Origin of the sequence: Streptomyces sp. CA-106110, from assembly GCF_050936285.1 — a bacterium.
Lineage (GTDB): Bacteria > Actinomycetota > Actinomycetes > Streptomycetales > Streptomycetaceae > Streptomyces.
The window spans coordinates 4475524-4495440 of record NZ_JBNJNB010000001.1 but is presented as its reverse complement, the minus strand read 5'-3'; the positions used below and the strand labels follow the sequence as shown (position 1 = coordinate 4495440).

The 19917-nt window shown below is 69.4% G+C and carries 15 protein-coding genes; 9 read left to right on the top strand and 6 right to left on the bottom strand.

All coding sequences use genetic code 11. From position 1 onward, the window contains the following. Positions 1–342: 342 nt before the first annotated feature. Positions 343–753, bottom strand: a complete 411-nt coding sequence (locus ACQEXA_RS20670) for a hypothetical protein (protein WP_359401061.1) — start codon at positions 751–753, stop codon at positions 343–345. A 167-nt stretch (positions 754–920) separates the two neighbouring features. Between ACQEXA_RS20670 and ACQEXA_RS20665 the strand changes: the two genes are divergently transcribed. Both ACQEXA_RS20665 and ACQEXA_RS20660 read left to right on the top strand, forming a co-directional pair. Next, a complete protein-coding gene (locus tag ACQEXA_RS20665) occupies positions 921–1418 on the top strand; it encodes a DUF1877 family protein (protein WP_359401064.1) in 498 nt (165 codons plus the stop codon). A 669-nt stretch (positions 1419–2087) separates the two neighbouring features. Further along, entirely contained in the window at positions 2088–4190 is a 2103-nt protein-coding gene (locus ACQEXA_RS20660) for a transglycosylase domain-containing protein (protein WP_432932433.1), read from the top strand. Positions 4191–4647: 457 nt separating this feature from the next. On the opposite strand, the gene ACQEXA_RS20655 is transcribed toward ACQEXA_RS20660, so the two are convergent. After that, the gene (locus ACQEXA_RS20655; RefSeq protein WP_432932435.1) at positions 4648–5541 is read right to left on the bottom strand and encodes a DUF1963 domain-containing protein; all 894 of its coding nucleotides are present in this window, start codon (positions 5539–5541) and stop codon (positions 4648–4650) included. A 264-nt stretch (positions 5542–5805) separates the two neighbouring features. Between ACQEXA_RS20655 and ACQEXA_RS20650 the strand changes: the two genes are divergently transcribed. Beyond that, positions 5806–6204 (top strand): YunG family protein, encoded by a 399-nt coding sequence (locus ACQEXA_RS20650; protein ID WP_432932436.1) that lies wholly within the window; start codon positions 5806–5808, stop codon positions 6202–6204. 205 nt (positions 6205–6409) lie between these two features. Here the strand turns inward: ACQEXA_RS20650 and ACQEXA_RS20645 are convergent, their stop codons facing one another. Continuing rightward, positions 6410–7228 (bottom strand): DUF1028 domain-containing protein, encoded by an 819-nt coding sequence (locus ACQEXA_RS20645; protein WP_432932438.1) that lies wholly within the window; start codon positions 7226–7228, stop codon positions 6410–6412. Between the two features lie 133 nt (positions 7229–7361). Here ACQEXA_RS20645 and ACQEXA_RS20640 point away from each other — a divergent pair, with 133 nt between their 5' ends. Both ACQEXA_RS20640 and ACQEXA_RS20635 read left to right on the top strand, forming a co-directional pair. Beyond that, on the top strand, positions 7362–9908 hold the full coding sequence (locus tag ACQEXA_RS20640; RefSeq protein ID WP_432932440.1) for a SpoIIE family protein phosphatase: 2547 nt from the start codon (positions 7362–7364) through the stop codon (positions 9906–9908). Between the two features lie 217 nt (positions 9909–10125). Continuing rightward, positions 10126–10509 carry a hypothetical protein gene (locus ACQEXA_RS20635; protein ID WP_433130760.1) on the top strand — a complete coding sequence of 128 codons (384 nt, stop codon included), beginning with the start codon at positions 10126–10128 and terminating at the stop codon, positions 10507–10509. 214 nt (positions 10510–10723) lie between these two features. Here ACQEXA_RS20635 and ACQEXA_RS20630 read toward each other — a convergent pair whose 3' ends face one another. Continuing rightward, entirely contained in the window at positions 10724–11410 is a 687-nt protein-coding gene (locus ACQEXA_RS20630; RefSeq protein ID WP_432932444.1) for a hypothetical protein, read from the bottom strand. A gap of 172 nt (positions 11411–11582) precedes the next feature. Here ACQEXA_RS20630 and ACQEXA_RS20625 point away from each other — a divergent pair, with 172 nt between their 5' ends. From ACQEXA_RS20625 to ACQEXA_RS20615, 3 genes are all read left to right on the top strand, one after another. Next, positions 11583–12788: a HupE/UreJ family protein gene (locus ACQEXA_RS20625; protein WP_432932445.1), complete on the top strand. Its 1206-nt coding sequence runs from the start codon at positions 11583–11585 to the stop codon at positions 12786–12788. Positions 12789–12914: 126 nt separating this feature from the next. Then, complete coding sequence (locus tag ACQEXA_RS20620; RefSeq protein ID WP_432932447.1) at positions 12915–14888, top strand: fibronectin type III domain-containing protein; 1974 nt, start codon at positions 12915–12917, stop codon at positions 14886–14888. 73 nt (positions 14889–14961) lie between these two features. After that, positions 14962–16041: a WxL protein peptidoglycan domain-containing protein gene (locus ACQEXA_RS20615; protein ID WP_432932449.1), complete on the top strand. Its 1080-nt coding sequence runs from the start codon at positions 14962–14964 to the stop codon at positions 16039–16041. Positions 16042–16180: 139 nt separating this feature from the next. Here ACQEXA_RS20615 and ACQEXA_RS20610 read toward each other — a convergent pair whose 3' ends face one another. Further along, the gene (locus ACQEXA_RS20610; protein ID WP_432932451.1) at positions 16181–16651 is read right to left on the bottom strand and encodes a GNAT family N-acetyltransferase; all 471 of its coding nucleotides are present in this window, start codon (positions 16649–16651) and stop codon (positions 16181–16183) included. Between the two features lie 383 nt (positions 16652–17034). On the opposite strand from ACQEXA_RS20610, the gene ACQEXA_RS20605 reads away from it, so the two are divergent. Further along, entirely contained in the window at positions 17035–17700 is a 666-nt protein-coding gene (locus ACQEXA_RS20605) for a GntR family transcriptional regulator (RefSeq protein ID WP_432932453.1), read from the top strand. Between the two features lie 77 nt (positions 17701–17777). Here ACQEXA_RS20605 and ACQEXA_RS20600 read toward each other — a convergent pair whose 3' ends face one another. Beyond that, a complete protein-coding gene (locus tag ACQEXA_RS20600) occupies positions 17778–19832 on the bottom strand; it encodes a SpoIIE family protein phosphatase (RefSeq protein WP_432932455.1) in 2055 nt (684 codons plus the stop codon). Positions 19833–19917 lie beyond the last annotated feature (85 nt).

Here is a 19917-nt window from a genome sequence, read left to right as displayed (position 1 = left end):
CCCGCGAGCCCGGTGCTCGTACGGCGGCGTACGGCCGACGCCGTTCCGGGGGTGATGTTTCGTGTCGGTCGTGCGCTGTGTGAGTGGTGCCGGGCTCGCGCCCGACCGGCCGGAGGCAGTCGTCCGGCGGGACGCCGGCACCGCAAGCGACCCGTCCCGGGTCCTGCTCCGTGCCGCCGTTGACTCCCCCCGAGGGCGGCACGGGGTGGGACGGGGCGGCCGGGACCCCGTCCACTGCACGAGGTTCCGGCCGCCCCCCTGCACGACGGACCGTCGGTGGACACCGGGCGGGACGTCGGTGGGGATCGGGGGATCGACGTCAGGCGAGGATCGCGGTCCTCATCAGGGCCGCCGGTCCTTGGGTTCGGGTGAGCCCGCGGTCGCGTCCCGGCACAGCAGCCGCAGCGAGCCGAGTCCGTCGAAGCAGCGGGTGGCCTCGGCTATGGGATCCCACAGCCGTCCGTCGGCGGTGCGGATCCAGTGGTCGTCGCCCGCCGCCCACCACTCGGCGTCCGCCTGGCGGATGATCACCTCACCCGCGTACGCCCCGAAGCCGCGCAGCACGCTCTCCACGGCGGCCAAAGGCGTCTCCTCCCGCCGGAGGTCGTCGATCATGCGGTCGACGCGCCACAGGCTCGGTGCCGAGTAGTCGAGATGCAGCCGCGCCCCCTCCCGCATCGTCGCCACCGTGTCCGCCGCCCACCGCACGGGCTTGGCGGCGGCATGAGGTCTGGTTTCCTGCTCTGTCGTCACACACGGAGAAGCGAGGTCAGGGGCCGATCCGTCACTCCGCCCCCGGGATTCCGGCAACCGGCGCAGAATGCCCCCGGCCGCGTCGGCACCAAGATCGACGGATCTTCCCGGAACGGTCGTCCGCCGGGCGGAGTGATGTTCGGGCGCCTCCGTGCGCTCCTTCTGTGATGAGCACGTACTTCCATCTGCGAGCGGTACCGCCCCCGGCACTGCGCAACAGTGCGGCCTGGCTTGAACGACTCTTCGAGGGTGATCGGGAGAACGCCCGGCACCTGTTCGTCCAGCACCACGATGAGGTGCTGGACAGCTGTCACCTGGATCAGGAGCTTCTCTACGCGGCCGGCGCCTCCCCGCATCACGCGGACGACCGGCCCCGGTCCCAGGTGGTGCTCGGCGGCCGGCCGGTGTTCCATCCCGACCGGGACAAACCGCCGTTCCTGGTGCTGACGGCGGCCCAGGCGCACCGGGTGGCCTCATTCCTGACGATGGCCGACTTCGACGCGCTGTGGATCTTCGCCCGCGACGAACTGCTGCCGCGCTACGGCGGTGCGACCGCGGAGCCTGAGACGCGAGGCGCTTTCGCGGCGGCGCACCAGCGGCTGACGGCGTTCTACGCGCAGACCTCCGAGCACGGGGAGGCGGTGGTGAAGTGGCTACCGGCCTGAGACGCGCCGGCCGGGCCTTCGGGGTGGAGTGAGCGCCGGGGCGGCAGCGTAACCGGTACCGCGGTGTGGTGGACGCGGCGGATCCCGTCCGCGTCACCTCGGAGAGAGCGGCACCGTGACGTGCCTGCCTGCCCGTCTGTCGGCTCGCCTGCCGGCCGACCCACTGGGCGGCCTTGTTACCGCCCGGTTGATGGCCCTATTCATGTGATTCGTCCCGTTCTGCGAGGCCGAGGTGTAACACATTCGGCCGAGTTGGCTCTTTCCAAGCGGGCGGCCGAATCGGTCCGCCGGGGGAGGGGGCCACTCCTGAAGTGGCTCGTGCAGCGGCCGGACGAAGGCGGCGGAGCGGACGCGAGTCCGTACGGCGCGCCGGATGCAACCAGGATGGTTCCCGGTGGTCCGCGCCCCCACGGCCCCCATGAGACATCGCAGTTCGTACCGAGAGGACAGTGATCCCAGCCCATGAGCGGACACCGGCGCCGACCACCGCAGCGCTCCATTCGCGGCACGGGTGCCGGCAGTCACCCCGCCACGGGTCGCCGGGCCTCTCGTCATCAGGCGCCCGGACCGGCCACGTCACGCCGGGCCCGGAGAACGGCGCCGGCCGGCAGACGGTGGATCGACTATCCGCGCGGGGGAAGAACGGGACCGCGCCGCTGGCTGCCGTCGGTGCGTCAGCTGCTGGGAGTCTTCCTGGTCTGTTTCGGTGTCACGACGGCGGCCGTCGGGTACGCATACGCCACGGTCACCATCCCTGACCCCAACCCCAGGACCCTGCTCCAGAACAACGTCTACTACTGGTCCGACGGCACCGTCCTGGCGACCGACGGCAGCGTCAACCGGCAGAACGTCACGCTCTCGCAGGTGCCCACCGACGTGCAGTGGGACTTCATCGCCGCGGAGAACGCGTCCTTCTACACCGACCCGGGCATCGACCCGCAGGGAATCCTCCGTGCCGCCGTCCACATGGCGGAAGGCGGCTCCGTCCAGTCCGGGTCGACGATCACCCAGCAGTTCGTCAAGAACACGTACCTCGATCAGTCGCAGACGGTCTCGCGCAAGTTCAAGGAGCTGCTGATCTCCACCAAGATCGGCGCCGCCATGAGCAAGCAGCAGATCCTTCAGGGATACCTGAACACCTGCTTCTTCGGCCGTCAGGCCAACGGCATCCAGGCCGCGGCCCGCATGTACTACAACCTCCCGGTGGAAAAGCTCAACGCGAGCCAGGGGGCCTTCCTGGCCGCGGCGGTCAACGAGCCGAGCCTCTTCCAGTACGCCGACTCCGACCCCGCGGCCAAGGCGCACGCGAAAGCGCGCTGGTCCTGGGTGCTCGACCGGATGGTGACGACCGGCAAGCTGACCCCGCAACAGCGGGCGAAGTACGCGGCGGCCGGATTCCCGGCGCCCACGAAGTGGAACCGCGGTTCGGCGTTCACGGGCCAGGTCGGCTACCTGGTCCAACTGGCCAGGTCGTACATCCAGGGACACGACCGGAACATCACGGACGGCAGCCTGAGCCGGGGCGGCTACCAGATCCACACCACCTTCGACAGAAAGAAGACGGCGGAGCTGGCCCGGGCCGTCGCCGCGGTCCGCAAGCGACGCCTCGACCCCGCCCACCGATCGGTCGACCGGGACGTCCAGGCCGGGGCCGCCTCGGTGGATCCCACGACCGGCAGGATCGTGGCGGTCTACGGCGGTGCCGGCTTCGACCAGGCCCACTACTCGGACAACGCCGACACCTCCGGAGTCCCGGTCGGCTCCACCTTCAAGCCGGTCGTCCTGGCCGCCGCGCTCCAGCACGGAGCCGTACTGCGGCCCGGCAAGTCTCCGGAGCCGATCACCCCGGACAGCAAGTTCAACGGCGACGACGGCATCCAGATCAAGGACCAGCAGGGCAACTACGTTGCGGACCCAAAGGACCCCACCGGGCTCCTCCACCAGCACAACGACACGCCTGACCATTGGGGCTACATCGATCTGCGCAAGGCGATGGAGCAGTCGGTCAACACTCCGTACGTGCAACTGGGCGAGGACGTTGGCTACCAGAACGTGGCCGGTACCGCGGAGGCCCTCGGGCTGCGCACCAACAGCCTGGCGGCCCCGAGCGCCGGCTTCTACATCGGCACCTCCACACCGAGCGCCATTCGGATGGCCGGCGTCTACGCGACCTTCGCCGCGAGCGGTATGCAGGCCACGCCGTACTCGGTGACCAAGGTGACTCACAACGGCTCGCCGCTGACCGGCTTCACCGCCCCGGCCCCCGTCCGGGCCCTGCCCGCGGCGGTCGCCGACAATGTGACCGATGTGCTCCGGGGCGTCATCGCCCGGGGCACCGGCACCAAGGCCCAGGCCGTCGGCAGGACCGCGGCGGGCAAGACCGGAACGACCGACGACTACCGGTCGGCCTGGTTCATCGGCTACACCCCGCAGCTCGCCACCTCCGTCCTCCTGTTCCGGGAGGACCCGAACCACCCGCGGCTGGAATCCCTGGTAGGTGTCGGCGGCCTGCAGAAGGTGTTCGGTGGCGACATCCCCACCGAGATCTGGACCGAGTACATGCGCGGCGCCCTCGCCGGCCTGCCTGACGCCCCCTTCCCGGCGCCCGCCTCCCTCGGCCACGGCACCAACGAATACGGCGCTCCTTCCCCCTCGCCCTCCAAGCCCCGCAAACATGCGGACGGGCAGGACGGACAAGGGGGCGACCACCACCGCCCCACCGGGAGCACCCGGACGGCCGTCCCCGCGTGCCACCGCCACAAGTGCCATTGATCGCGTCGGCACAAGACCTCGCGGAGGGCATCAGCCACTCACCCGCTTCCTCGGACGGACCTCGAGGGCCCCGGGCGCCGCGGGCCGCCGCGGCGATGGCCGCCGGACCGAGGGGAGGGGGAGAGCGTCGGCCACCGGCCGGGGCTCTTGCCCTCCCTTGCGGTGACTCGAATATGTAGGCATAAACGGACAAAGGCGTGCCGACAAGGGGTCTTTCCCGTGTTTCCCCGTGTCCTCCCACCCCGCGGCCAGGCCGCCGCCGATGCCCATTCGGCAGCCGCTCTGCCGGTGTATCGGCCGGTTCCCGTCCCAAGGAGAGGGACAACTCCGCAAGGGTCTTCCGTTTTGACTGGCGGAGGCGTACGTTCCGTTTACCCCGCGACGGCGCCTTCCGAGGCGCTGGCCCGTCGGTACCGGGACGACGGGCCGCGCGGGGGCCAACTTGTGGCGGCCGGAGTCAGGAGCAGTCGGAGCGATAGGCGAAGGGCCTGTCGGGGCAGCTTGGGCATTCGAACAGGTAAATGCCGCCCATGTCGCCGAGCATGAGGCCGGGCGAGCACTGGACCTGCATCCGTTCTTCGAAGGCAAGGTCCCAGATCGTGCCCTCCGCCGGGGTGTCCTCGACGGGCAGCCAGGTGCGCCAGCTTTCGCCGTCGAACTCAGAGCTGTTGATGGTCAGGAGATGGTCCATGCGCCGGCTGCACGTCGGGCACGTGGGCCAGTTCGGCTCCTGTGTCCAGGTCGGGTAGCCGCCGACCTTGATCCCGTCGGAGACGGAGAGGTGGTACCAGTACGACCAACCGGTTTCCTCCTCCAGTTGCTCGAACCTGGCTTCGAGCGCGTCGGCGATGTCCTCCGGTAGGTCCCAGTTCGGGTAGTCGGTGACGCGTTCCGGGTGCAGGACGCACGGGTCCGGCAGGTAGTCGCTGTCGGCACCGCTCGGGCGGGGCGGGGCCGCCGGTGCGAGGTCGCTCCCGGAGCTGTTGCGCCAGAAGATCTCGGGGCGGGGTACGTAGCCGTCCTCGTGATCGAAGGGGCACCACAGCACCTGCAGCAGATCGGTGCCGGTCGGGAAGTCCAGGTCAGGCACGTCGGCGGCGAAGAGCTGGAGCACCGGAACGAGGGGGACCGGTTCGTCGGCGGGCGCGGAGTACGCCGTGTGAGGGTGGTCGTCCTCGCAGTGCGGCCATTGCTGCGACGGCGGCCAGAGCAGGGGCCCACCGAGCGAGCTGTCCCGTGCGCTCGGCTCGCCGATACGCGGATGCAGCCGGACGGCCACCTTCCGAAAGGCGGCCACCTCGGGAAACAGTGTCTCGACAGCGACCGGACGCGGCGGGGTGGTGCGAGCCATCGGACGTGCTCCTCGGGCGGGATCGTGTGTTGACAACGGCCGTGGCCGCGGCGGACTGCAGAGTAGCGTCACGATTTCTGTCCACGGACAGGGAGACATCCGGGCGGGCGGACCGGCTCAAGTCTCCGTCGACGGGCGGTTGATCTCCCTGCCCGGTACGGCTGTTCGTCTTCTGTGTGGCGGCTCGTCTGTGTTCCGGTCGGCCGGGCCCGTGGCTGCCGCTGTGCCATGTCCGGTGTCAGTGGTGGCTGCGATGCTGGCGGCATGACCCCGTGGAACCTGATCGATCTCGACAGGGCCCTGCGAGCCGGCTGGGCCGCCGACACCTGTTCGCCCGACGACCAGGCCAACTGGCAACAGAGCAACCCGGCTTGGGGGCACTGCGACATCACGGCCCTGATCGTCAACGATGTCTTCGGCGGTGATCTCATGGTCGGCGAGGTGCACCTCGAGGGCACCCAGCACGGCTTCCACTGGTGGAACCGGTTGCCGAGCGGTGTTGAACTCGACCTGACCCGCGAGCAGTTCCAGCGCGGGCAGACCATCACGGCTGTTCGGGTCGTCGAGCGTCCACCGGGTCCATTGCCGCGTCGTTGGGAGGAGTACCTCCTGCTGCGCGAGCGTGTCATCGAGCACCTCGGCTCGCTGCCGGAGCCCGTCTGAGGGTGCCGGGGTCGCGTCGTCCGTTTCAGCGGAACGGCACATCGCGTGGAAAGGGCCGCTGGCCGACGTCACCGCCGGCCAGGGCCCCTTCTGTCACGGCGGTGACATGAGGCTTCTGTCACCGCGGCGGTATGCGACTCGAAGTTCGTCGTCCCTTACGGGTTGCCTCGTAACATCCCTTGTGCGCTACCGCTGTTGTCATCCCCTACGCGTCGCAGCCGAGGTCGCCGTCCCGGAGTCGGGCCAGCACCACCGGGTCGATCTTGCCGGGAACCAGGCGGTTCTCCAGGTTCTCCACCCCGGCCCACATGTCCAGCGAGGCGTAACCGCGCGCGGTGACCAGGCTCTGCACCTCCTCCTTCAGCTCACCCGACAGGTCCAGCAGGGCGTCCGGGTCGGGCTTGCCGAACAGCAGCTCGTGCACGTCCAGCAGGCGCCTCAGCTCCGTAACGGGGCCGGGATGGTCGTCCAACCGCAGATCGCAGGCGACATCGCTGCCGCCGCCGTACCCGGCGCCCGGGGACACCACATACAGGGCCGCGCTCTGGCGGCCCCTGCGGTCACCGCCCGCGGCGTCGCCCGCCGCCAGCACCGCGACCAGCCGCCGGTCGAGGGGCACCTCCGGCGAGGACAGCCAGGCCGACTCCATGGCTTCGATCACCTCGGGACCGGTGAGGATGTTGCCCTGGATCGCATAACCGTCGCCTGCGGTCCCACCGGCCCAGTCCAGACACTCTTCGCCTGTGTACGTCGCTCCGGGGCCTTCGGGACCGACGATCCCCATCTGCCGGTGCGCGCGCTCCCGGTCCGTGGCCACAAGACCGGCCACCACGTCCGCCGGCTGCACGCCCGTACGCAGCAGTGCCAGTCCCTGGGGGCGATAGCGGAGGTTGGCCGCCGCCTGGGTGGCCACCACCCCGGCTCCGGCCTCCGCCGCCGGCACCACTGCGCCGACCGCCAGAAACTTGCTCGCCACTGCTACGCCGAAGGCCGGTCCGGACCGGGCCACGATCGAAAATGTCATGAGAGTGGACAGTAGAGCGGCCCGGACACCAGCACCAGGAGATCAGCGGCGCCCAAGGACCAGCAGCGGCCGCGGATCCGACGAGGAGCTGATGCAGACCCTTCGTTACCCCATTCAGGCGTATTGTGCGCATATGAGTGATGTTGGGTGCGGCTGGTGTGGTGCCCCACTACCGCACCAGGCCGGCCGCAACCGGCGGTACTGCAGCCCGGCGCACCGGCAGGCGGCCTGGCGAGCCCGGAAGCGATGGGAGGCGGCAGCAACGGCGCGGCAGGCGCTCGTCCTCGCCGGCGCGGAGCTGCTGGCCCGGGCTCAGTCCGTGGCCCAGCAGATGGGCGGTGCGTCCCCTGCGCCGGCACCGCGGGCCGGCTGCCACAGCGCCGCGGTGGCAGAGGTTCTCGAGCTGGCCGAGCGGTTGGTGCGGCACGCGGTACTGGCCGACCGGCAGGCCGGGGCGAGCTGGGCGCGGATCGGTGCCGGCTTGGGGATCAGCGGAGGAGCGGCCAGGAACCGCTTCGGGCGGACGCAGGCTGTCACGGACGAGGGGTGGGGCGGGCACGACGGTGCTGCGCAGCCCGACCACACCGGCCCAGACCTGCTGGATCCGCTGCTGCTCCCGGCGGTGCGGGAGACGGGCGCGTCCGGAGGCGGTCTCTACCTGTGGGCCCCGGGCGAGCGACTGCTGCAGCTGGCGGTGGTGACCGGGGGAAGGACCGCCGAAGCGTGGGATCGGGTGGTGCCGGAGGTCGGGAGCCCCGTTGCCGACGCGGTACGCAAGCGGTGCCTGGTGCGGGTCGCAAGCCACGCGGAACTCGCCCGCCGCTACCCGAGGATGGCGCTCGCGCTGCCCTACCCCTTGTCGATGGCTGCCGCACCGGTCACCACCGGCACCACTCTGTGGGGCGCGCTGGTGCTGCTGTGGCCCGGATCGCACAAGCCGCTGCAGAGCGCCCACGAGCGCGACCTGGTGGTCAGCACGTGTGATGGCATAGGTGCGCTCCTGCAGCATGCCGCCGCCTGCGGTCATCCGGTTCTTCCCGGGCGGACCCCGCATGTGCTCGCCCCGCCGCGAGCCCGTACGCCGAGCCCCCTGGAGGCGCTGGCCGCCGTGGATCTCATCGACCGCCTCTCGGAGGGCTGCCTCGCGCTGGACCTGGACTGCCGGATCACCTTCGTCAGCGCTGGCGCGTGCGACCTGGTGGGCGGCCACGCCACGGATCTGCTCGGGACGCTGCTGTGGGAAGCGCTGCCATGGCTCGACGAGCCCGTCTTCCAGGACCACTACCGGGCCGCGGTGATCAGCTGCCGGCCCACCTCCTTCACCGCCCTGCGGCCACCGGACCGGTGGCTGGACTTCCAGCTCTACCCGGACGCCTCCGGCACCGGCGTCCGCATCACCCCCACCGACAGCAGCGGCCCGGCGGTCCGGGCAGGGCCGGGCCACAGGGACAGCGCGCCGACGCCGACCCGGGCCCGGGCGCTATACGACTTGATGCACCTGGCCGCCACACTCACCGAGGCCGTCAGCGTGCGCAACGTGGTCGAGATGTCCGCCGACCAGGTCATGCCGGCCTTCGACGCCCAGGGCTTCGTCCTGTCCGTCGCCGAGGCCGGGCGACTGCGCATCGTGGGCTCCCGCGGATACCGGCCCGAGGTCCTCAAGCCCTTCGACGGCCCTCCGCTCACCGACTCATCGGCCCCCACCGTGCATGCTCTGACCACCGGAGTTCCCCTGTTCTTCGCCTCCCCGGCCGAGATGGAACAGTCCCATCCCGACATCCCACGGCGGACCGAACGAGCCGCGTGGGCCTTCCTGCCACTGATCGCCTCGGGCCGCCCGGTCGGCTGCTGGGTGCTGTCCTTCGACCGGCCCCACCTCTTCACCCCCGACGAGCGCGCCATTCTGACGTCTCTCGCCGGACTGATCGCCCAAGCCCTCGAACGCGCCCGCCTCTACGACGCCAAACACCAGCTCGCCCACAATCTGCAGACCGGCCTGCTGCCGGCCACCCTCCCCACGGTGCCCGGTCTGGAAGTGACCGCGCGCTACCTGCCCGCGGCCGAGGGCATGGACATCGGCGGTGACTTCTACGACGTCATCCGACTGGGCGACACCACCGTCGCCGCCGCCATCGGCGACGTCCAGGGCCACAACGTGAACGCCGCCGCCGTCATGGGACAGGTACGCACCGCCGTCCACGCCACCGCCGGCGCACCTCCCGGCGAAGTCCTCGCCCGCACCAACCGCCTGCTCACGGACTTCGACCCCGGACTCTTCGCCAGCTGCCTGTACGTCCACCTCGACCTGGCCCACCACGGCGCCCAGCTGGCCACCGCCGGTCACCCGCCTCCGCTGCTGCGCCATCCGGACGGGCACACCGAGGTCCTCACCCTGCCGTGCGGGCTCCTGCTCGGCATCGACCCCGCCGTCGACTACCAGGCCACCGAGATCCCGCTGCCGCCCGACGCCCTGCTCGCCATGTACACCGACGGCCTCATCGAATCGCCCGGCACAGACCTCGACGACGCCACCGCCGAGCTCGCCGACCACCTCGTACGAGCGGGGGACCAGCCCCTGGACACCCTCGCCGACACCCTCATCCGCCACACTCCACAAACCGACCCGCGCAGCGACGACATCGCCCTGCTCCTGCTGCACCGGCAACGCGGCGACGGATGACACCGGCTTGCCGGCCTGCTCAGCGAGAGATTCCGGTGGTCCCTTCCTCAACTCACCACCGCGTGCGGCAAGAAGCCGACTCCTCGCGCCACAGCCGGCCACGGCGGTTTCACCACCGGCCAGTCGGCCGTACGACCTAGGCTCGCGGGGTCGCGGTGGCGTCGGTCCGGCAGGTGCTCGCGCACGTCGACGAGGGTCCCACTTGGATTCCTGGTACATGTTCGAGGTGCCTCGACGCACAGAGTTGCTGCAAGATAAATTGCCGCCACATTCACTTCTGTATGAAACGCAAACCGAACTTCCGGTTGAATTCGTCGAGGTGGCGAGCAGTGGCCTCACCGTCGGTTACCTGTGGGGGACCGACTACGATGACGCGGCAGGGTACGAGCCATACACACCCGCGGGCCAAGCCGCCCTCGATGCCGGTGAGGAGTGGCTGGCACGTCTGAGCGAGGCAAAGGAACGCGGCCTGTCTCCGTCCGAAGCCCTGCGCGAGCTCTCGTCCTTGCCAGGAAACGCGCGGTCCGGCGCTGTCCTGCCTGGCTCACTACGAAGGGCCCCCTCCCTGGAAAAACTGCAAGACATTTCAGGGCGCGAGTGACGAAGACATGACCCAAGGCGTCATTGCCCTCACTTCGGAGGTCTCAATCGACGCCGATGAACTCCGCCGCTGCGGCGCGTGGGAGGGCTCTGCGAGTGCCGTTGGGGGCATGGGACTTGATCTCGTTGATCACGTCCGGAGTATCGCAGCGGGGTCGGACAAGAGGAGAGGACGGCCGGCCCGGCAAGCTCACCGCCAGTTCAATGCCCGTTCCTCACGCGCTCGGTGTGTCGAAGTCGTCCAGCCAGATCACGATTCCGGTCAGGTCGTGCAGGACGGCCGCGGCACCCGCTCTGATGGCGGCCGCGCAGCGCCGGGTGGTGAACGAGGCGGGGTCGTAGGTTGAGGACATGCCGAGGCCTTCGCCGCGGAACGAGGCGCCCGACCAGTCGACTGCCGTCACGTTGTAGGTGGGCTCGGCGAGTTCCGCGCCGACGACGAGGAACCGTTGGGACAGATGGTTCGGGGTGACCGTCGCCAGCGGGTCGATGAGGTCGTTGCCCGCGCTGACGACGAGGTCCGGGATCATTTCGAGGGCCTTGGTGAGGGTGGGAAGGAGGTCGGACGTGCCGTCGGCCCGCACCGTCCTGAGGTCGACGTGTTCGGCTTCGGCCCAGTCCTCGACGGCCGTCACGAGCGCCTTGGTCGGCCGGTCGTCACCCGCACTGACAAGGACCACCCGGTAGCCCTTCGGGGGGTGGACGCCGGTCCACGACCCCGGCCGGGGTGTGGTCGTCGACTCGGGAGCGGGCGAGGAGGAGGCGTCGACGAACCCGGCGCCGAGGGCACCCACGGCGGTGGGCTGGGGATGCGGCCCTGACCAGTCGTCGGCGGAACTGCATCCGGTGACCAGGGCGGCGGACGCGACGAGCACGGCAAGGGTCCGAAGCGGGGGGCGCAAGGCGTTCGTCCTCCGAGTGGTGTGAGTGGTGCGTCCCCATCCTGCGGTGCCCGCTCCCGCAAGTCGCCCCCGGAAGGGCGTTTCCTCGAACCTGTTTTCGTACGGTTCGTCGACGAGCCGAGCCGAGTTCACCCGTGACATGGACGGTGCCCTGGCAACTCTAAGGAGCCACATGTCACGACACGTCCGTCGCGCCGTCATCGGGATCACCGTCGCGGTGATCACCTTTCTGAGCCTGGTTGAGCCCGCGTCCGCCCACGGGTTCACGTCGACGGTGTACGTCCACGCCACCGCGAGCGGGGAGAACCGCATACGCACGACGCTGGAGCTCGAGTACGACCTCTTCATCGTCTCCGCCGCCGACTACGAGAAGGACGACCCTCTCTTCCGGGCCGGAGACGCCGCGTTCGACGCCGGCGACACCGCCGGCCAGGCTGCGGCGCTCAACTCCCATGCGCAGTCCGCCGTCTCGTATGTGACCCAGCGATTCTCGGTCACCTCGGCCGCCAAACACTGCACAGCGATACGGGTGGGCGGCTTCACGATGGGTCGCCGGGAAGGCGTGCCGTACGCCGTTCTGCATCTCGACTGGGCCTGCCCCCAGCGAGGCGGGGAACGCCAGGTGCGCAGCGCGCTGTTCCCCGACTCCGAGGGCTATGTCAAAGGCACCAAGACGATCGCCACCTACGACGTGGACGGCCGTTCAGGGAGTGCCGCGCTCGACGCAGCCCACCCCACCTTCTCCCTCGAACAGCCGTGGTACCAGCGGTTCTGGGAGTTCTTCCGCCTGGGCGCCGAGCACCTGCTGACCGGTATCGACCACATCCTGTTCCTGCTCGCGCTCATCGCGGGGTCGCGCCGCCTGCGGGAGATCGTGCTCGCGGCCACGAGTTTCACCCTTGCCCACTCGGTGACGTTCCTGCTCGCCGCGCTCGGCCTGGTCGATGTGCCGGGCAGAGTCGTGGAGCCCGTCATCGCGCTGTCGATCGCTGTTGTCGCAGGCTGGCACCTGTGGCGGATCCGGCAGCGCGGCGGTCATGCCACCGACCTCGACACCGGTGGCGGTCATTTCAGCCTCGACCGCGCGGGCTGGACACGCCTCGGTGTCGTGTTCTGCTTCGGTCTGGTCCACGGCCTCGGTTTCGCGGGCGCGTTGGGGATCGACACGGCCTGGTCATGGACCCTGCTGTGGTCGCTGCTGGTGTTCAACGTCGGCATCGAGGTCGTACAACTGGCCATCATCGCCCTCGTGTTCCCGCTGCTGGCCGTGCTGCGCCATCGTGCGCCGACGGCCGGCCTCCGGGTGACCGGCGCACTGTCGGCGGGAGTGGCGGTCATGGGGCTCGTGTGGTTCACGCAACGGGTGTTCGCCATCTGAGACGGGGCTCATCTCTCGTTCGAAGTTCAATAAGCACCAAGATCACATTTGCGTCCGGTTTACCAACCCCAGAGACCTTTTTGACCTCCAATCACGCACTTCTGTGCCTCAAAAGGAACGAAAGTGATGAGATTCAGACCCAACACGCAGGTCTCCGGGCCTGCGCGGCACCGCGCGGCCACAGGAGCCGCAGCGGCATTCCTGGGCTTGTCCATAGCCCTCGGTGGCACCCTGGTGTCTCCCGCCAGCGCCGCCGACACCGCCACTCTCAGTGGCATCGTCCTCGGCGTGGGTGCCAACGAGTCCCAGCGCACCGTGACGTGGTACTCCTCGGCGGACACCACGCAGGTCGTCCAGGTCGCGCCGACCGCCCAGGTGGTCAACGGTGAATTCCCCGCCGACGCAGTGACCTTCGATGCCCTCGGCGGGGCGAACATCGCCACCAGCGGCGGATTCAACCGCCATGCGACGATCACCGGCCTGAAGGAGCACACCGCGTACTCCTACCGCGTCGGCACCGAGGGCAACTGGTCCGGGGCGTACTCCTTCAAGACGCAGGACTACGAAGGCGACTACGACTTCCTGTTCTACGGCGACCCGCAGATCGGCTCGTCCGGCGACGTGGCGAAGGACCAGGCCGGCTGGCAGGACACGCTGGACGTCTCGCTGAAGGCCAACCCGGACGCGGAGCTCCTGGTGTCGGGCGGTGACCAGGTCGAGACGGCCAACACCGAGACCCAGTGGAACGCCTTCCTCGCTCCGGACCAGCTGCGCCAGTACCCGTGGGCCGCCACCATCGGCAACCACGACGTCGGCGGCAAGGCCTACGAGCAGCACTTCACCACCCCGAACACCGACCGCTCGGCCCCGTACTACGACAACGGGAACCCGGCGGGCACCAAGTCCGGTGGTGACTACTGGTACATCTACAAGGATGTCCTGTTCATCGACCTGAACAGCAACAGCTACAACTCCGCCAACGGCGGCGGCGACGCGGCGCACATCAACTACGTCACCGACGTCATCAACAAGCACAGCAACGAGGCCAAGTGGAAGGTCCTCGTCTACCACCACGCGATCTACTCGCCGGCCGACCACGCCAAGGACGCCGACAACAAGATTCGCCGCGTCGACTTCCCGACAACGTTTTCCAAGCTCGGCGTCGACCTGGTGCTGCAGGGCCACGACCACAGCTACTCCCGTAGCTACCTGATCAAGAACGGCGAGAAGGCGAACCCGGCCGAGCAGCCCGGTGCCGCCGATGTCTATCCCGGTCCCGGCGGTGTCCTCTACGTGACGGGCAACTCGGCCTCGGGCTCGAAGTACTACGACATCACCGCGCCGGACAACAGCGGCACGAGCGGCGCCGGCAACGGTGCGGACCCGCTCAACCCGAAGAACTACTGGTACAACTCGGTCCAGAACCAGGAGCACGTCCGCTCCTACGTGAAGGTCCAGGTGCGGAACGACAAGCTCGTCGTCGAGAACCTCCGCAGCGGCACCTGCGCGGCCCCGAACGCGGCCGTGGAGAAGGGCAACTGGTGCAACAACACCCCCGCCGACCAACCCGTGGGCTCGGTCGTCGACAAGGTGACGGTGCACCCGTACCACGGCGACAAGCAGGACCTCGCCGTCAACGTTCCCAACCCGGCTCCCGGTGAGTTCGGTTGGACGATCGACGGCTACAACGGCCTGGTGGACCTCGGCACCGCCGAGGAGCGGAACGGCGACCACTTCGTCGCGGACGGCAAGATCAACCCGCTCCTCGTGTCGGACAGCCGCCGGTCCCTCGCCCCGTGGTCCGTCTCGGCCAATGTGAGCGACTTCCGTGACGGCGACAAGACGTTCTCCGGCTCCTACCTCGGTTGGACGCCGTACGTCCTCAACGGCGGCGCGGGCGCCAAGGCCGGCGACCCGGTGGCCTCCGGCTACGACGACCAGGGCCTGGGTCTGTCCGTCTCGCGCGGCATCGGCTCGGTGGACCAGGGTCACCCCCGTGGTACCGCCAAGCTCGGCGCCGACCTGGATCTGAAGATCCCGGACACCGTCACCAAGGGTGGCTACCGGGCCACTCTGACGATCACCGCACTGAGCAGCTGATCCAGTCCGTTCCACTGGCGGGGTAGGCACCTTCGGGCCGGCCTACCCCGCCTCCCGTGCCAGGAGAACCCAGATGTACGCGCTCGCAATGCGCCGGAAGACCGCCGTCGTCTCCCTCGTCCGCACCGCCGTCCTCGCCCTGCTCACCGCCTGTGCGATCACCGGCCTGAGTGTCGGATCCGCTCGCGCCGCGGACGGCGACGTCACCTGGACGGTCAGGACGGCCGCGAACGGGTACGGCGACGACCGGTCCAGCTTCGCCTACGACCTCAACCCCGGCGGCCAGATCAAGGACGCCATGGTCGTCGCCAATCGCAGCAAGGCTCCGCTCACCCTGGCGGTCTACGCCGCCGACGGCTTCACCACGGGCACGGGCCAACTCGACCTGCTCACCAAGGACAAGAAGTCCATCGGCATCGGCGCATGGGTCCATGCCGGCAGCGAGCGCGTCGTGATCCCGCCGGGCAAGTCCGCTCAAGTTCCCTTCACGGTCACCGTCCCGGACCATGCCGTGCCCGGCGACTACGTGGGCGGCATCCTCACCTCCCTCAGGCAGTCCGACGACGCCGAGGGTGTCAACGTGGACCGGCGCCTCGGCATCCGTATCAAGCTGCGGGCCAGCGGCAAGCTCGCGCCGAACCTCGCGATCGAGAACCTCCGCGTGACGTACGCGGGTTCGTTCGACCCGTTCGCCAAGGGCGACGCCACCGTCACCTACTCGATCCACAACACCGGCAACGCGGTCCTGTCCGCGCAACAGCAGGTGACGGTCGCGGGCGCCTTCGGCTGGCTGCGGACCGAGGCCGGACGCATAGCCCCGTCACCGGAGTTGCTGCCCGGCGAGAGCTGGAAGGTGACGGTGCCCGTCCACGGCGTGGCACCCGGAGTGAGCCTGACCGCCACGGCCATCCTCACGCCCCGGCTGACCGACGCCTCGGGTTCCATCACCTCGTTGAAGCCCGTCGAGGCCACGGCACATGGATGGGCCGTGCCATGGACGCTGCTGCTGATCCTGATCGTGCTGATCGCGCTCATCGCCGGAGCCCTCGTCCTCATCCGCCGCAATCGCACGCGCCGCAAGCTGCGAGAGGACGAGCGCGTCCGAGTGGCCGTCGAGGAGGCACTCAGCAGCCGGCCCGCACAGAAGAGCTGAACGCATCGACAACGCAACCGACGGAGGCTGGCGCCGTCGGGGCGGACAGGCAGCTGATGGGCATCGACTCCCAGATGCCCACCAGCTCTTTCGTCGTGTGACCACCGGAGGTCACAACCGTCCGCGTCTCCCGATGAGTTCACTGAGCGGGGAACGTGAGTCGCAGAACGATCTCGTCGTCGTCGATGTCCCCGGTGGGCTCGAACCCGAACTTCCGATAGAAGGGCCATGGCTCGCCCTCACCGGGCTCGTAGCTGGTCAGCAGCTCGGTGGCGCCGTCCTCCCGCACCAGGGCGACGACCTGCTGGAGCGCCTCTCGGCCGATTCCGCGCCCCTGATGCCGCTTGTCGACAAGCAGGCGCCAGAGGAAGTGCCGCCCTTTGTAAGGACCAGTCGGCGGTTTCCAGGACAGCATCACGAAGCCGACCGGCTCGTCGCCGCTGTACACGGCGCGGTACCAGGGGTTGGCCTTCGGTTTCTTTGCCGCCTCCTTGAGCGACTTGGACACGGAGGCGACGAACTGCTTCTGGTCATGCCGGACGTGGAGGGCGCAAACGGCATCCCGGTTGTCGTCGGTGATCTCCCGAAGGTGCACACCTGGGGATCTCATGCCACACCCCTTCCGCATCCGACAGCTGCGCCATCCGGGTCTACGTGACGAGCCGCCACCAGGCGGCATCCCACGCGTCAGCGTCATCGAGGACGCCAGGTCGGACGTCTTCGCAGCGTATGCGACGCAGGCGATCCGGAGCGGAACTGGCACGCCGGGCCGTGGCCGCGCCCGAGGCGGCTCCACGATGCAGTGCGCTGTTCCGCCCGGCCGTGCCGGCAACCGTGTTCCAGGTGGCCGAGGGATCACGCAGACGGTCCAGCCGCAGGGGTGTCATGCTCGACGGGCTACGACCCTGGGTACGAACCGTTCTCACGTTCGCTACTCTCCCTCACGCCGGGTGAGGTACATAGAGCAGCGAAAAGAGCTCTGGGGAGGCCGAGATGCTGTTCAACGGGCTGCCGCAAGGATCGATGCCCAAGTTTGAGCGCCCGGAGCCGCTGCGCGAGCGTGTGTACGGGGCTCTGCTGGAGCTGATCAGCTCAGGGTCGTTGCGCCCTGGCCGGCACCTGGTGGAGAGCGAGCTCGCGGGCCACCTCGGAGTCTCCCGGCAGCCCGTACGCGAGGCGTTGCAGCGGCTGAACACCGAAGGGTGGGTGGACCTTCGCCCGGCCCAGGGTGCCTTTGTCCGCGAGCCGACCGGTGACGAGACCGACCAGCTCTTCGTCGTCCGCGCTCTGCTGGAGACCGAGGCGGCGCGCCTGGCAGCGGTCGGCCCCTCGGGCGAGGGACTTGAGCGGCTGGACGAGCTGTGCGCGACGGGTGAGGCCGCGGTCGCCGCCGACGACGTGGACGCGGTGGTGATCGCGAACGCCACATTCCACGCATGCGTCGTGGAACTGGCCGGGAACGCGGTGCTCGCGGGGCTGGCCGCCCATGTCGAGCGCAGGGTCCGCCGGTACTACACACCCATCGCCCACCAGGCTTGGGTGGAGCACCGCGAGCTGATCGCGGCCATCGCCGCACGCGACGACGCACGCGCCCAGAAGGTCATGCGCGCCCACACGGCGAACGCCAGGACACGCTTCCCCCCGAGGCAGCGTGGTTGACGCCGACGGGGCGAACTCCGGGGCGGACCCGACCGAGGTCGCCGAGTTCGACCTGCCTGACGTGCGGGTCGAGTGGCTCAGAGAGCCTGCTCGGCCCAGACGGTCTTGCCGTCGAGGGAGTAGCGGGCACCCCAGTTCTGTGCGAGCTGGGTGACGATGAACAAGCCGCGGCCGCCTTCGTCGATGGTCTTCGCGTGGCGCATCCGCGGCGCGAGGGGATTGCCGTCGTGGACCTCGCAGGTGAGTGTGCAGTCCTTGATGAGCTGCAACCGCAGAGGCGGGGTTCCGTAGCGGACGGCGTTGGTGACCAGTTCGCTGACGATCATCTCGGTCGTGTAGGCGGTTTCCTCGTTCACTCCCCAGAGGGCGAGCTGGCGTTGGGCGTGGGTGCGCGCCGTGGCGACGGCTTTGGGGTGGTGGTCGAGATGCCACGCGGCGACCTGGTCGGCGGGGAACGGGTGGGTGCGGGCGAGGAGCAGGAAGACGTCCCCGTGGCGGGTGTCGTCCCGTAGCCGGTAGAGCACGTCGTCGCACAGATCCTGCAGTGGCCGGTCGGGGTGGGCCAGCGCCTGTTGGAGGGTGTCCGGGGATCGGGAGGTCTGCAGGAGGGATGCGGTGTAGAACGCGAGGACGCTGCCGTCGGCGACGGAGATCGTGGTGGCGGCGAAGGGGGGTCCCTCGGCGGTGCCCAGGGGCGGTCCGCTGGGCAGGTCGAGGATCTCGGTCTTCCCGTCGGGATGGGCGATGACGGGTGGGGGGTGACCGGCCAGGGCGATGGTGCAGGTCTGGGCGAGCGGGTCGTAGACCGCGTACACGCAGCTTCCTACGACCGGCGGGGGGTCGCCGGGCGGCAGAGCTGCGCATTCCTGGACCAGGCTTATGGCGGTGTCGTTGAGGCGTGCGAGGAGCTCGTCGGGCTCCAGGTCGAGTGCGGCCAGGGAGTGGATGGCGGTCCGTATCTGTCCCAGGGTGGTGGCCGCGTGGATGCCGTGGCCGGCGGCTTCGCCGACCACCAGTGCGGTGCGGGCACAGGACAGGGCGAAGGCGTCGAACCCGCCGCCTCCGCCCACTTCGGAGGGCACGTGGATGCGCGCGGTTTCCACGGCGGTCTGCGTCGTGGTGCGGGGGAGGAGCACCTGGCGCTGGATCGTCAAGGCGATGGTGTGTTCGCGGGTGTAGCGGCGGGCGTTGTCGATGCACAGGGCGGTGTAAGCGGCCATGGCGGTGGCGAGGGCGACATCGTCCTCGTCGTAGGCGTCCGCATCGTCGGTGCGGTACAGGCTCAGCAGCCCCAGCACGGTTCCGCGCAGCGTCAGGGGTGCGGTGATCAGGCTGTGGGCGCCGGATGAGCGGATCGCCTGGCTGCGCTGCGGGACGGCGGCCAGCCAGGGCGTGTCGGGGCCCAGGGCGACGAGGCGGGGCTTGAGGTCGGCCAGCGTCTGGGCGTACGGCGTCGGGAACGGCAGAGCGCGCACGTCACCCACCGGATGTGCGTGGAGCTGCTCGTCGCCGCCCCTGTATGCGAAGGCGGTACGGCGCAGCGGCACCTCCCGTGCCAGAGGGCTTGGCGGAGGGTCATCGCCACGTATCACTGCGTCCACCACTTCCACGACGGCGACGTCGGCGAAGTCCGGCACCACCGCCTGCACCAGTTCCTCGCAGGTGGCCACCACGTCGAGGGTCTGTCCCACGTGCTCGCGCACCGAGCCGAGGACACGCAGGCGGGCGGCCACCTTCTCGCGCTCGGTGACATCGAGCATCTCCGCCAGTACGCCCAAGATCCTCCCCTGCGGGCTTTCCAGTCGAGAGGCCGAGACGGAGAACAGGTACTCCGGCCCCGGCGCGCCCTTCGGACGCACCCCCACCAGTCGCCCCTGTGCCGGCGCGCCGCTCTTCAGCACGTCGCCCAGCATCGCCTCCACGTCACCGGGTGCGGAAAGGTCGTATACGTCGGTGATGTGCCGGCCGACGATCTGTTGCAGGGGCGCCGCGTGCAGCACGGGCCTGGTGAGGTTGATCCGTAGGATGCGCAGTTCCGGGTCCAGGATCAGCAGGCCTGTGGGGGACTCGTGGAACAGCGCCTCCAGTACTGCGGCGTCCCCGACGGGCAAGAGGGCTTCGTTGTGCGCCACGGCAACCCACCTCCACTAACCAGACTGCCCCTGGCACCCGCGCGCCGCTTCCTTGCTTCGGGAGACGCGCAGGACGTCGGGGGCC